Raw genomic sequence first — 12900 nt, 5'->3', positions numbered from 1 at the left:
GGGAAACCTCTATTTCAACCCGGTTCCGGCGATGCCCGCCGTGATGAACCGTTGCAGGAAGATAAAGACCAGAACGACCGGGATCATGGTGATCACCGTCATCGCCAGCAGATAGTGCCATTGCACATTCAGCTCTCCGGCATAGGCGTTCAGGCCGACTTGCAGCGTATAGACCTCTTGCCGCGAGAGCACGATCAGCGGCCACAGGAAGTCATTCCAGCGCCAGACCACCGAGAAGATCGCCAGCACCGCCAGCGCAGGCGCGGTCAGGGGCAGCACGATCCGCCAATAGATCTGCCATTCGCTGGCATGATCCATCCTAGCGGCCTCCAGCAGCTCATCGGGGATGGTCAGCATATACTGGCGCAGCAGGAACACCCCCGTGGGCGTCGCGACCGTAGGCAGGATCACCCCCCAGAGCGAGTTGATCAGCCCCACCCCCGACACGATCGAATACAGCGGCACCAGAATGACCGACAGCGGGATCATCAGCGTGGCGATGATCAGAACCACCACAAACCCCCGGCCCCGGAATTCATATTTCGACAGCGCGAAAGCGGCCATGGAGTTGGTCAGCAGCGTGATCAGCGTCGCCACCCCGGTCACAAAGATCGAGTTCTTGGTGTAGGTCAGAAAATCAAAGCGCAGGAACGGGTCAAGGTAATTGTCCCAGGAAAACCCCACCTCGCGCATCGGGGTGCGGTTGGCGATGTTGATGCGCTGCACTTCCGTGGGGTTTGCCGGGTCGACCATCTGCGCCACGGTGCCCACGCGGCGCACCTCGGCAAGCTGGCGGGTGCCCGCCTCATCGGTGACTGAGAACAGCGGCAGCGGGCGGTCATAGCCTTCGACCGCCACGGTCTGTGCCTCATAGGGCAGCAGGGTCGGCGGAAACTCTGACAGTTGCGCGGGCGATTTGAACGACGACATCACCAGCCAAAGCGCAGGGCCGAACATGATGAACACGGCAGAGCCCAGCCAGACAAAGGTGAACACATCGGTCCAGTCCCAGCCGGTGCCGCCCTTGCGGCGGGTGAGAAAGCCCATGACGCGGCTCATTTCAGCTTTCCTTTCCGCTCGTTCTTTCGGCCAAGCGCCAGTTGCAGCAGGGTCAGCACGATCAGCACCCCGCCCATCAGGATCGACGCCGCCGCCGCAAGCCCCGGATTTTTCAGGAGTGAGGCAAAGCCGACCTCATAAATATACTGGGTCAGGAACAGCGTGGCCGTGCCCGGACCACCCCCGGTAAGCACATAAGCCTCATCAAACACCTGCACCGCCCGGATCAGCGCCAACACGATGACCACCAGCATATTGGGCATCAACAGCGGCAAGGTGATGCGCCAGAACACACGGGCGGGCTTGGTGCCGTCCATCTCGGCGGCTTCATACAAATCCCGCGGGATGGCTTGCAATCCGGCCAGCAGGATCAGGGCAAAAAACCCCAGATGCGCCCAGATCGTCACGCCGATTGCGGCAGAAAAGGCATAGTTTCGATCCAAAAGCCAGTTCACAGGGTCCATCCCCATGCCGACCAGCGCTGCATTCAGCACGCCATTGCGGTCCAGGATCCAGCGCCAGATCAGGCCCACAACCACCGGCGACAACAGCACCGGGAAAAAGAACACCGCCCGCCAGAAGCTGAGCGCGCGCAGCGCCCGGTTCAGGATCAGCGCGGTGATGGTCGCGGCCACGATCAGCAGCGTGACCTGCAGCACAACAAAGCTGCCGGTGTTGCGCAGCGCGATCCAGAACTGATCTTCCTGACAGGTCATTAGGTCGGTGTAATCGGTGCAGCGCAGCAGTCGTTCAAACTGCGCCGCACCAACATAGGTGCGTTCAGGCAGGAAGAGGGCCGCGCCAGTGGTCATCGAATAGGCGATGTTGATCACCAGCGGCAGCAGGACGAACACGGTGAAAATCGCCATGTTCGGCAGCAGGAAAAACGCCACCATGCCATTCTGCCCCGCCAGCCGCTGCCAGAGCCGCAAGGGCGTATCCAGCAGACGGGCGAGCCAGCCCAGGGGGGCCGCCACAACGGCCCCCAACACTTCCTTTACCCCGGTCATGGCTTACTGCGCCGCCGCGACCGCTTCGGTGATGTCCTGGTCGATGCGCGCATAGGCATCTTCCAGCGTCAGCTCACCCGCCATCACCTGGCTGATCCGGTTGACCAGCGCCCCATAGTAAGGCGTTGCCCATTTCCACGCGGGCAGCGCATCGGCACCGGGCAGGATATCCCCCGCCGCCGCAATATAGGCGTCCAGGGCTGCGCCCACATTCTTGTCCTCGGTCTGCCAGTTCATGCCACCCGCCGCCACCACACCGGCATGGGCAGGCAGGAACAGGGTGCGTTCCGAGAACTCTTTGACGATGTCCTCACGCGCGAAATATTCCATGACTTTCGCCACTTCCTCGGCGTTCTGGGTGTATTTCACCGCGACCAGAGCCGCGCCCCCGGCCAGACCGGAACAGCCCGCCGTGCCGCAGGGCGACCCGGTTGCCACCCAGTCAAACCCGTCGCCGATCTTGGTCGACAGGTTGGCGATCTGCCAGCTGCCGGAGTAGTAGAACGGGATCGCCGCGTTGATGAAATCATCCGCTGCTGCGCGATAGGTGGACCCCGAAGCCGCAACCCAGGTGTCACGCAGCATCTGCCCGCCCTCGACCCAGCCCACCAGCTTTTCGGCGAAGGCCTTGGTCCCGTCATCGACCGGCGCGGGGGACCCGTCTGCCGCAATGTAATTCGCGCCATAAGACACAGCCGGGCCAGAGATCCGGTGGCCCGAGCGGTCGATGGCAAAGGCCGCCGCTGTGCCTTGGGATTTGGCGACCTGATCGGCGGCGTTCACCCAGTCATCCCAGGTTGCCCCCGCGCCCGGCAAAGCCACGCCCGCCTGTTCAAACAGCGTGGCATTGGCAAAGCCGCCGGTCAGGGTCAGCTGGGTCATGAAGCCGGTGATGGCCTCGCTGCCATCTTCGCGCATCCAGTCGGCATGGGCGCCAAAGTTGGTGCGCCAGTATTCAGGATCTGCCAGATGCGGGGTCAGGTCGAGCCAATGCGGCGCAAGGGTCTTGAGATTGGTCACGCGGGCGATATCCGGCCCCGACCCGGCCTCGAGCTGGATCTGCAGCTGCTCCTGCACCACCTTGTAGGCCACCTCGTCCAGAATGACGTTGATGCCGGGGTTTTCGGCGTTGAAGCGCGCGACGAGGTCTTTCATCACCTCGCCCTCAACACCATCCGAGTACCACATCAGGCGGACATCGCCCGCCAATGCTGTGGTGCCCATCAGGCTGGCCCCAAGTGCCAGTGCGATCATCGTGTTTTTCATGTCAGTCTCCTCCTCTGTTATGACCCGGCCTCCCGCCGGGGGTATCTTCAGCGGTGCAGGGTTCTGTGCCCCGCGACCGTCCAGTCTTTTGGATTTACAACACGTCCCTCTGCCTCGATCCGGCCATCGGCGTGGAACTGCACTGTGCCGTATTCGGGGTCCTCCACCGTGACTGTAGCACGCGGATTTGCGTCTGTGTCAGGGCTAAGTTGCGAGAATTGCGCGACGTAAGCGTCGAGCCCCTGCCCCTTTGCCCCCATCCGCACGATCCACCAGCCCTGCCGTCCGGCCAGCCGCAATTCACACCCAGCCGTCGGCCCGTCAGCCACCATCTCCAACGTGTCCGAGGCGCGGATCAGCATCGCCCCCTCGCCCGCACAGGCCGCCGCCAGGTCCCCGTTCAGCCGGTTCTCGTCAAAGGCGACCGCCGGAAACCAGCAATGGGTGAAATCGGGTTGTTCGGGCTGGCCGTCGAACCAGACCAGCGCCAGCCCGCGATATTGCTGCACGCGCGGCACCGAAGCCGAACCGCCCCAATAGGACGGGCGGCCATAGCCGGAATGGATCACCTCGCCCGGATGGTTGATCCAGATCTGTGCGTCGGGGTTGGTCCCCAGCCGACCGTGGATCAGCGTTTCCTGATAGCCCCAGTCAAACCAGCGATACGCCGCCGTCGACCCCATCGCCCAGCCAGCCGTTTTCGCGTGGTAAAGTGCTGCAAACCGGCCTTCGCCTTGCGCAAACACCCATTCTTGCTCGCCCGCCGCCAGACTGGCGCGGTCGGCCAGCGCAGCATCCAGCTGCAGCCCATGATCGCGCAGCGCCAGTGCCAGCCCCGGCAGGCAGTGGAACCGCGCGCCGAACTGGCCCATGCCCCAGAGCATGCGGGTGATCGCCGACAACTCCAGCGTGCGCCCGGCGCGCAGCGTGTGCTCATAACTGCGCCCCTGCGCCGCTGTGATCACGCCATGATGCGCCGAATTGGCCACCACCTCGACCAGCCGCACCACGGCGCGGCCGGCCCGCTCGCGGATATCGGCATCGGGGGCAAGGGCGTAAAGCGCGGTCAAACCTTTCAGATCAATCGGGAAATACGGGGCAGAGTTGAACTCTGCCATCTCCCACGCCTCGAAATGATCGAGCCACGCCCGCACCCGGTCACGCCCGACAGCCGATTGCGCGGCCCCCGTGCGGCCTGACCGGCGGAAGGTGGCACCCGGCAGCAGATCGCCCGCGAGGTAAGCCGAGGTGTGGAACAACAGCGCGTGGTTTTCGCTGAAATACCACTGCACATCATTGCCCGGCTCATCCATCCAGTAGCGATAGCCAAGGATGGCCGCGTCAATCCGGTCGCGCACCCGGTCGGACAACAAATGCCCAAACCGGATGCGCCCCCACAAGAGCGGCACCAGCGCGAAATCAGCGCAATCCCAGCAATCCTCGATCGCGGGGAGGGTCGCGTCGATCATTGCTTCGGTCTCGGGGCCGGACAGCCCCTGCGCCAATCGTGCCAGTGCCGCCACCGTATCGGGTTCGGCCCGTGTCGCCACCCAGGTCAGCGCCTCGTCGATGCGCTGGTCCAGTGTTGCGGGCACAGTGCCTTGTGCCGCCAGATCGCAGACTTCCACGCCAAAGGTGCGGGTGGCGGCAAAGCCGTCTGCGGTCAGGGTGGGAATGAAATGCCGGAAATCGCCGGGCAGGTTCTCGGCCCGGTCGATCACCAGCCGCTGCGCCCCTGCGGGCAGATGGCGGTGCAGCGCAGCGGGGTGGTGCGACATGAAATCGCCCTCAACCCGGATCGCAGCCGCCACATCCACCGGCAGAGGCACTGGCAGCACCAGCGCCACCTCGCCGCCCGTATAGGCAGGCTGGTCAAAGTGCATGGTGGCAAGCGCGGTTTCCAATGCACGGGCAAGGTCGGTGGTGCAATCGGTCGGGATGCCCGCCTCGGCCTCCGGCCCGTCCAGCCAGTCGGCTTGGATGTAATAGCGGGCATCCCGCTCGGCCAGATCGTCGAAGAACACCTCGACCCGGTTGTCGCCCGCAGTCAGCGCCACCTCGAACTCCGCCGATGTTTCGGCGTTGCGCTTGTAAGGCGCCATCCAGCCCACCTCGGCCCCGTTCACGAACAGGACCGCCCCGCCACAGGTGCGCAGCCGCAAGCGCGCCTGCCCTGCCGCCTGCGCCCGTATCACCGTTTCCGCCCAAGTCGCGATATGCGTGGGCCGGAACCAGAAGCCCGACAGATCCAGCCGGGGGGAACCAAAGGGCAGCCAGTTGCGCGCCGCCTGAAACGCCCCCGCAATCTGCGGCCGCTGCTCGCGACGGTCCGCCGCAAACTGCGTGCGGCAGGGGTATTCGTGCGGGATGAAATTCTTGTCCTTGGTCAGGAAAAAGAACGGGTCCATCTCTCCCGCCATCGGCTGATCGGGCAGATCGAACCGCGTCTCGACCGTCTGGCCAAGACGCCAATAGCCAAGGGCCGCGCCGGAAGTCAGGGGATGGGACAGAAAGCCTTGCATGTCAGATGCTTACCTTAAGGACGCGATGGGAACGGGGGTAAAGTCGGTATAGGCCTGATTTTCGCCGGTCATGCCCCAGACAAAGGCATAGGGCCCGGTGCCCGCCCCCATATGGATGGACCAGGCGGGCGACAGCACCATATCGCCATTGGCAATGACCAGATGCCGGGTCTGATCCGGGCGGCCCATGAAGTGCATCACCCGGTCGTCAGCGCCCATGTCAAAGTAGCAATAGGCCTCCATCCGGCGCTCATGCAGATGCGGCGGCATGGTGTTCCACATGCTGCCCGGCGCCGGATCGGTGATGCCCATCAGCAAAAGGCAGGACGGCGACACTTCGGGGTGGATATACATCGCCAGACTGCGCACATTCGCCTTGGCCGGATCGCCCAGTTGGATGTGCTTGGCCTGATCGCGCCGGATCAGCCGCGTCGGGTGATCTGCCCCCGCTGGCACGGAATTGAGGTAGAACCACGCCGGATGGGCGGCATCGTCGCTGCGCATCTCCACCCGCTGCGCGCCGCGCCCGATATACAGGATATCGCGGTTATCAGTGGCGAATTCGGTGCCATCGACCGATACCACGCCCGGCCCGCCCAGATTGGCAAGACCGCCCTCACGGGCCGAGAAAAAGAACGCGGTCCCCAGCTCCGCTCCGTCGCCGAACACCAGCGGCGCATCGACCGGCACCGCGCCGCCAAGGATCATCCGGTCGACATGGGTATAGGTCAGCCGCAACGCGCCGGGGGTGAACGCCCCCTCGACCATGTAATCGGCGCGCAGCCGGTCGGTCGTTGCGGTCATCACATCGGCGGGGTTGCCGCCATAGCGCACGTCCATCATAGGGATGCCCCGTCTGTCACAAGCTGGCCCTCGGCCTCGACCAGACACAGGATCGCCAGCGCCTGACCATAGCCGGTGGGCTGCAACGGGATGTCGCGGTAGAACTGCAGATCAGGCCCCATGCGGGTACCATAAGACACATTCTGCACCGTGCCCTGAGCGTCGATATTCGCCAGCACCGCCTGCACCCCGCGCCATCCGGCCTCGGCCCAGTCCGGCCCGCCGATGCCCTGCCGCGCGGCTTTCAGCAGACCGTAGGCAAAGCCCGCCGTGGCGCTGATCTCTTCGTAACTCTGCGGATCATCCAGCAGGGTGCGCCACGCGCCGCTTTCCGTCTGCAACGGCAACAGCGCCTCAACCTGCGCTTTCAGCACTTCGGTCAGGTACATCCGCACCGAGCCGGGCAGATCGGGGATCTCGAACAGGTCCAGAACGCAGGCCGTGATCCAGGCATTGCCGCGCGCCCAGCGGGCGCGGGCAAAGTTGTGCCGCCCGTCAAAGGTCCAGCCATGAAACCACAGCCCGGTTTCCGGGTCAGACAGATAGCGCGCATGCACCAGAAACTGCCGCACCGCCTCATCCACCAGCTCCAGCCGACCCGAGGCATGGCCATAGCGCGCCAGAAACAGCCCCGCCATGAACAGGGTATCGTCCCACATCTCGCCGGGGTTCACCTTGTCGGACACATCATGCTGCAACCCGCCCTCAGCCGTGCGCGGCGCGTCGCGCATTAAACGGTTGGCCCAATCGTCCAGCACCGGCTGCCAGCGTGGATCATGGGTTTCAGACCAGAGCAGCGACAACGCCAGCATCGGCGCAGTGGTGTTGATGTTCAGACCGGGCAGTCCCGCCGCCACATGCCGCGCATACCAGCGCTCCAGCAAATCCTGCAAAGCCGGGTCACGATGCCGCCGCCACAGCTGCGCCAGACCATAGAGACCAACCCCCTGCGGCCATTCCCAGCTGTCAAAACTGATGTAATCGCCAGCGGTCCCGTCAAGGTTCGGCTCGTCAAACTGGCCATCATGGCGCAGGTCGGTCAGACCCTGCACCAGTTGACGCAGCTTTTGCCTGATCTGATCAGCCTGTGGTCGCATCTTCCCTCCCCGGTTGATGTCTTTGGGGTCGTTTTTCAGCCCGTATTCAAATCATGACAGTGCAATTTTTTTGCACAACATGAAAATTTTTTGCATATTGGGGCGGCAGTCAGAAAAGGTGCCCCATGCAAACCATCCCACCGGGAAAGAGCGGCAAACCCAGCCGGCGGATCAGGCTGGACGATCTGGCCACCGCCTGCGGCGTCTCGATTGCCACGGTGTCGCGCGCGCTGTCGGGTGCGCCGGGGGTGCGGCCCGAACTGGTCGAGAAGATCCAGCGCAAGGCGCAGGAGTTCCGCTATGCCCTGCCCTCCACCCTCGCCGGCCAGCGTCTGCTGATTCTCGCCAGCCCCGCCGCGATGGAGGATTACGCCCGCAGCCAGTTCACCCTGAACGTGATGCAGGGCATCGAGGAACGGGTCCGGCTGTTGCGGGCAGAGCTGGTGACGCAGGCCATCACCTCGACCGAGCAAGAGCGGCAGACGCTGGCCGAGGCCGCCGCCGACCCACGGGTGGCGGGTCTTTTGTTCCTGACGCTGGATGACGAAGACATGCTGACGGCGGCGCGCAGTTCGCGCAAGCCGGTGGTGCTGGTCAATGGCGATGACCCGCTGATGCAGCTGTCCTCAGTCGCGCCCTCCAACCGGGCTGCCGCCGCCATGGCCACCGATTACCTGATGCGGCTGGGCCACCGCCGGATCCTGTTTCTCAGCCACAGGGGCCGCCGCACCATCGAGCGCCGGGTCGAAGGCTGGCGCGACCGGATGACCGCAGGCGGCGCCGCGCTGGACCCTGATCTGCAGATGGATCTGGCCGACTGGCTGCCCGACCGCGCCGCCGAGGCGCTGCGGGCCAGGATCAGCGCCCGCGGCGTCGATTTCACCGCCGTTCTCTGCGCCAGCGACAGCCTGGCTCTGGGCGCGCTACAGGGGCTTGCCGCCCTTGGGCTGTCGGTGCCGGGGGATGTGTCGGTGCTGGGCATGGACGGGCTGGCGCAGGGCGCGTTCTTCACGCCCGCGCTGACCGCGCTTGAAATTCCGATGCAGCACATCGGAGCCGCCGCCGTCGATCTGGTCCGTGACCTGAGCCTTGGCACCCATATGCCCGCCCGCCGCATAGAACTGGCCTGCCGTCTGGTCGAACGCAGATCCTGCGGCCCGGTCAAGGCTGGCAAAGCCACGCCGTAAAGCGACAGTGGAAAGCCTTGCTTACCTCTACGTGCAAATCGGCACGGACCATATTCAGCACCCCCCAAGGGTCAGTCAGCAATCCGCCGCGCCTCTTCCATCAGCGCCACGATCAGCGGCGTCGGCGGGTCGCGCTGTGCTGCGATCAGCCCGACCAGATGCTCGGCCTCCGGTGCCACGATCGGCACGGCTTTGACCGCGCCTGACCGGGCAAACAGATCCGCCAGCGCCTTTGGCAGGATCGACACCCATTGTCCGGTCGCCACATGCGCCATCAGCGCAATGGTGGAATTCGACTCGACCGCCGGTTCGGCCCGCACCCCGGCCTCGGCCAGATGCTGGTTGATGATCCGCCGGTTCTGCATATCGCCGGTCAGCAGGCACAAGGGCAGACCTGCAAGCTCGGCCCATTCCACCTGCCCCCGCGCCGCCATCTGCGTCCCCGGCGCACAGACCAGCCGGTAGAATTCGGCATACAGCGGCTGGCGCAACACCCGCCCCAGCGGCTCATTGTCCAGATAGGTGATCCCCGCCTCCAGCTCCAGCCGCTCGATCCCGTCCCGGATTTCGGCACTGGTGCGCGACAGGATGGTGACCGACACCGCCGGATGGCGCCGCGTGAACGGCGTGGTCAGCTGCGCCACCATCGGCAATGCCGTGGGTATCACCCCGATCCGCAAATTCCCCGCCAATCCCCGCTTGACCGAGCGCATCTCGTCGCGCAACGCCCGCGTTTCGGCCACAATCCCCTGCGCCCGCTCCAGCACCCGCTGCCCCTCCGGCGTCAGTCCCTGATAGCGCGAGCCGCGAAACACCAGCTGCACCCCCAGATGCTCCTCCAGCTGCTTGATCGCCGCCGAAAGCGAGGGCTGCGTCACCCCGCAGGCCTCTGCCGCGCGCCCGAAATGTCGCGCGCGGGCCAGGGCAATGAACATCTCCAGCTTGTCGATCACCGGCCCACCGCCCCGGCTTGCAGCTTTCCCAAATACTCCCGCCGGAGGCCCCGGCCAGCCCTGCGCGCGCCGCCCGGCGCATGCGCGCGGCAGCGCGGCCGAGCGGGGGCTCGATGCCCCCCGAGGCCGCCCCCGTCGGCACGGCTCACGGCATCACCTCGAACCGGTCCACATCCACCATCCCCATATCGGTGATCTTCAGATGCGGGATCACCGGCAGGCACAGGAACGCCAGCTGCAGGAACGGCTCTTCCAGCTCCACCCCCAGCCCCTTTGCCGCCGCCCGCAAACGGGTCAGCGCATCCCGCACCGTCTCGAACGGCTGCAGCGACATCAGCCCCGCCACCGGCAGCGCCAGTTCGGCCAGCACCCGCCCACCCTCGACCACCACAAAGCCGCCCTCGATCTCGCCCAGCCGGTTCGCCGCCAGCGCCATATCGGCGTAATCCGCGCCCACCACCGCGATGTTGTGGTGGTCATGGCAGACGGTCGAGGCAATCGCGCCGCGCTGCAGGCCAAAGCCCTTCACAAAACCGGTCGCCATATTGCCGTTCACCCCGTGCCGCTCGATCACCGCGATCTTGACCAGATCACGCGCAAGGTCAGGCCGCTTGTCGCCATCCTCGGGCGCGATCTCAAAGCTCAGATGCTCGGTGATGATCTTGCCCGGCAGAATGCCGATCACCGGCGTCTCGCTCCGGTTGCCGCCGGTGCGGAAATCTTGTGGCCCCACCCGCCGCGCCTTGACCGAGTGCCGCCCCACCGGCGCGACCGTGCCGCGCGCGGCAAAGGCTGCGGCATCTGCCACCACGCCGCCCGCCAGCACCAGGCTGGCATGACAGCCCTCCAGCGTGTCGATCACCGCAATGTCGGCGCGTTTTCCGGGCGCGATCAGCCCGCGATCCTTCAGCCCGAACGCCTCTGCCGCCGACAGGCTGGCCGCACGGTAGACCGCCAGCGGCGGGCAGCCAAGGGCGATCAGGGTGCGGATCATGTAATCCAGATGGCCATGTTCGGCGATGTCCAGCGGGTTGCGGTCATCGGTGCACAAGCACAGATAGGGCGCATGCCGCTCGGTCAGCAAGGGCGCCAGCGCGTGCAGATCCTTGCTGACTGATCCCTCGCGGATCAGCACCCGCATGCCCTTGCGCAGCTTTTCCAAACCCTCTTCGGCGGTCGTCGCCTCATGCTCGGTGCGGATGCCGGCGCTGATATAGCCGTTCAGATCATTGCCGCGCAGCAGCGGTGCGTGGCCGTCGATGTGGCGGCCTTGCCAGCCCTCCAGCTTGGCCATCGCCCCCGCGTCCTGCATCAGCACCCCGGGAAAGTTCATGAACTCCGCCAGCCCGATGCCGCGCGGGTGATCGCGCAGTGGCAAAAGGTCCGCCGCCTCCAGCCTTGCCCCTGCGGTTTCCATATGGGTCGATGGCACGCAGGACGACAGCTGCACCCGGATATCCATCAGACAGTGCAGCGACGCTTCAAGAAAGTACTCTACCCCCTTGATCCCGCAGACATTTGCAATCTCATGCGGATCGCAGATCGCCGTCGTGACCCCGCGCGGGGTCACGCAACGGTCAAACTCAAACGGCGTGACCAGTGAGGATTCGATGTGCAGATGGGTGTCGATGAACCCCGGCACCAGAATCCGGCCCGACACGTCAATCTCGCGCCGTCCGGCATAATCGCCGAACACACCGACAATGGTATCGCCGCAGATCGCCACATCGCTTTGCACCAGATCGCCGGTGATCAGGTCAAACACCCGCCCCCCTTTGAGCACCAGATCGGCAGGCTCTTGCCCGCGACCTTGGGTGATGCGACGCGACAGCGGGGCTTTGGGGGCGATATGCGGCATGGGGCGACTCCTTTGGCCCCAGCAAATCAGACCCGCCGCCGACAGGGAAGCCGCGATTGCGCCGGGGTCCTCAGCCGGATTGTGCCGGGGACAATCCCGCCCCTTGCAGGGCCGCACCATCCCCGCCACGATGGAGCGCATGAATCCGTTGCGCGGCATAGCCCTTAAGATCATCTCGGTCCTGTTGTTCATCACGATGTCGGCGATGATCAAGGCGACCTCTGAGCACATTCCGCCGGGCGAGGCGGTGTTTTTCCGCTCGTTCTTCGCCATCCCCGTCATCCTGATCTGGCTGGCCTGGCGGCGCGAGCTGTCGACCGGATTGCGCACGCGCAACCCGTTCGGCCATTTCTGGCGCGGGCTGATGGGCACGATGGGGATGGGGCTGGGCTTTGCCGGCCTTGCCTATCTGCCGCTGCCCGAAGTGACGGCCATCGGCTATACCGCGCCCCTGCTGACGGTCATTTTTGCCGCGATGTTTCTGGGCGAAGAGGTCCGCGCCTTCCGCATCACCTGTGTTGTGCTGGGCATGGTCGGCGTGCTGATCGTGGTCTCGCCGCGCCTGAGCGTGCTGAACAGCGGCGGCAACCCGGCCGAAGCGCTGGGGGCGATGATGGTGCTGGGCAGCGCCGTGTTCTCGGCACTGGCGCAGGTCTTTGTGCGCAAGCTGGTGCAGGCCGAGCAGACCGCCACCATCGTGTTCTGGTTCTCGGTCACCGCAACCCTGCTGTCGCTGGTTACCCTGCCCTATGGCTGGGTCATACCCACCAGGACCGAGGCGGCGCTGCTGGTCACCGCCGGGCTGATCGGCGGGCTGGGGCAGATTTTCCTGACCTCATCCTACCGCAGCGCCGATGCCTCGGTGATTGCGCCGTTCGACTACGCCTCAATGCTGTTTGCCCTGCTGTTCGGCTGGTTCTTCTTTGCCGAAGTGCCCACCGCGACCATGCTGGCCGGGGCGGCCCTGGTGATCAGCGCCGGGGTGCTGATCATCTGGCGCGAGCGCAAACTGGGGCTGGAACGCGCGCGCCAACGCAAGGCGATGCCACCCGGGTCCTGACCGGCAGGCCCGCGTGGTCCTTGGGGGCGCCGTCGCAAGGGGGGC

10 protein-coding genes are annotated in these 12900 nt (G+C 65.2%); 2 read left to right on the top strand and 8 right to left on the bottom strand.

Annotation, left to right across the window (positions count from 1 at the left end):
• Nucleotides 1-9: 9 nt before the first annotated feature.
• From J2X53_RS03195 to J2X53_RS03170, 6 genes are read right to left on the bottom strand one after another with little or no spacing between them, the layout of a single operon-like run.
• On the bottom strand, nt 10-1059 hold the full coding sequence (locus J2X53_RS03195; protein ID WP_349036009.1) for a carbohydrate ABC transporter permease: 1050 nt from the start codon (nt 1057-1059) through the stop codon (nt 10-12).
• The gene (locus J2X53_RS03190; RefSeq protein ID WP_349036008.1) at nt 1056-2069 is read right to left on the bottom strand and encodes a sugar ABC transporter permease; all 1014 of its coding nucleotides are present in this window, start codon (nt 2067-2069) and stop codon (nt 1056-1058) included. The genes J2X53_RS03195 and J2X53_RS03190 overlap by 4 nt, the downstream gene beginning before the upstream one ends.
• 3 nt (nt 2070-2072) lie before the next feature.
• A complete protein-coding gene (locus J2X53_RS03185) occupies nt 2073-3335 on the bottom strand; it encodes an ABC transporter substrate-binding protein (protein WP_349036007.1) in 1263 nt (420 codons plus the stop codon).
• A 47-nt stretch (nt 3336-3382) separates the two neighbouring features.
• Entirely contained in the window at nt 3383-5857 is a 2475-nt protein-coding gene (locus J2X53_RS03180; RefSeq protein WP_349036006.1) for a hypothetical protein, read from the bottom strand.
• Nucleotides 5858-5866: 9 nt separating this feature from the next.
• Nucleotides 5867-6700, bottom strand: a complete 834-nt coding sequence (gene kduI, locus J2X53_RS03175; protein ID WP_349036005.1) for a 5-dehydro-4-deoxy-D-glucuronate isomerase — start codon at nt 6698-6700, stop codon at nt 5867-5869.
• On the bottom strand, nt 6697-7797 hold the full coding sequence (locus J2X53_RS03170) for a glycoside hydrolase family 88 protein (protein WP_349036004.1): 1101 nt from the start codon (nt 7795-7797) through the stop codon (nt 6697-6699). Before J2X53_RS03170 ends, kduI begins: the two co-directional genes overlap by 4 nt.
• Nucleotides 7798-7922: 125 nt before the next feature.
• On the opposite strand from J2X53_RS03170, the gene J2X53_RS03165 reads away from it, so the two are divergent.
• The gene (locus tag J2X53_RS03165; RefSeq protein ID WP_349036003.1) at nt 7923-8984 is read left to right on the top strand and encodes a LacI family DNA-binding transcriptional regulator; all 1062 of its coding nucleotides are present in this window, start codon (nt 7923-7925) and stop codon (nt 8982-8984) included.
• 71 nt (nt 8985-9055) lie between these two features.
• On the opposite strand, the gene J2X53_RS03160 is transcribed toward J2X53_RS03165, so the two are convergent.
• Together J2X53_RS03160 and ade are read right to left on the bottom strand one after the other, a co-directional pair.
• Complete coding sequence (locus J2X53_RS03160; protein WP_349036002.1) at nt 9056-9937, bottom strand: LysR family transcriptional regulator; 882 nt, start codon at nt 9935-9937, stop codon at nt 9056-9058.
• A gap of 145 nt (nt 9938-10082) precedes the next feature.
• Nucleotides 10083-11795: an adenine deaminase gene (gene ade / locus J2X53_RS03155; protein ID WP_349036001.1), complete on the bottom strand. Its 1713-nt coding sequence runs from the start codon at nt 11793-11795 to the stop codon at nt 10083-10085.
• A 139-nt stretch (nt 11796-11934) separates the two neighbouring features.
• Between ade and J2X53_RS03150 the strand changes: the two genes are divergently transcribed.
• Nucleotides 11935-12855, top strand: a complete 921-nt coding sequence (locus J2X53_RS03150; protein ID WP_349036000.1) for a DMT family transporter — start codon at nt 11935-11937, stop codon at nt 12853-12855.
• Nucleotides 12856-12900 lie beyond the last annotated feature (45 nt).

Origin of the sequence: Pseudotabrizicola sp. 4114 (genome assembly GCF_031457365.1) — a bacterium.
GTDB lineage: Bacteria > Pseudomonadota > Alphaproteobacteria > Rhodobacterales > Rhodobacteraceae > Pseudotabrizicola.
The sequence above is the reverse complement of the archived record's forward strand: the minus strand, read 5'-3'. Positions and strand labels throughout refer to the sequence as shown.

Coding starts and splice junctions, on each gene's coding strand:
- J2X53_RS03195 (WP_349036009.1), bottom strand. CDS start 1,059: ATGAGCCGCGTCATGGGCTTTCTCACCCGCCGCAAGGGCGGCACCGGC.
- J2X53_RS03190 (WP_349036008.1), bottom strand. CDS start 2,069: ATGACCGGGGTAAAGGAAGTGTTGGGGGCCGTTGTGGCGGCCCCCCTG.
- J2X53_RS03185 (WP_349036007.1), bottom strand. CDS start 3,335: ATGAAAAACACGATGATCGCACTGGCACTTGGGGCCAGCCTGATGGGC.
- J2X53_RS03180 (WP_349036006.1), bottom strand. CDS start 5,857: ATGCAAGGCTTTCTGTCCCATCCCCTGACTTCCGGCGCGGCCCTTGGC.
- kduI (WP_349036005.1), bottom strand. CDS start 6,700: ATGATGGACGTGCGCTATGGCGGCAACCCCGCCGATGTGATGACCGCA.
- J2X53_RS03170 (WP_349036004.1), bottom strand. CDS start 7,797: ATGCGACCACAGGCTGATCAGATCAGGCAAAAGCTGCGTCAACTGGTG.
- J2X53_RS03165 (WP_349036003.1), top strand. CDS start 7,923: ATGCAAACCATCCCACCGGGAAAGAGCGGCAAACCCAGCCGGCGGATC.
- ade (WP_349036001.1), bottom strand. CDS start 11,795: ATGCCGCATATCGCCCCCAAAGCCCCGCTGTCGCGTCGCATCACCCAA.
- J2X53_RS03150 (WP_349036000.1), top strand. CDS start 11,935: ATGAATCCGTTGCGCGGCATAGCCCTTAAGATCATCTCGGTCCTGTTG.